The sequence below is a fragment of the Micrococcus sp. GbtcB5 genome, from assembly GCF_019091605.1.
GTDB classification, from domain to species: Bacteria; Actinomycetota; Actinomycetes; order Actinomycetales; family Micrococcaceae; genus Micrococcus; species Micrococcus luteus.
The window spans coordinates 1-231 of record NZ_JAGXJK010000592.1; the positions used below are offsets into that span (position 1 = coordinate 1).

At 79.7% G+C, this 231-nt stretch carries 1 protein-coding gene; it reads right to left on the reverse strand.

The annotated features are described in order from the left end of the window. Positions 1-231 (reverse strand): polyprenyl synthetase family protein (locus KVS67_RS13625; RefSeq protein ID WP_217565603.1); only part of this gene is annotated, 231 nt, incomplete at both ends.

A 231-nucleotide genomic window follows, 5' to 3' on the forward strand; every position in this document is an offset into this window, starting at 1 on the left:
CACCGCCCGGCACCGCCGCCGAGATGCCCCACAGCCGGTGGGCGGCGGGAGGCCCGCGGCGCACGGGGGCCACGTCCACCACGTCGTCGTGGTACAGCGTGGCCAGGTGCGTCAGCTCCATCCCGACGGCGGCCTGGCGGGCGGGCGCGGCCACGTCGGCCTCCTCGCCGGAGGCCAGGGCGGGGTCGCCCAGGAGGGAGGCGTGCACCCTCAGGCCCGGACGGACCCGCT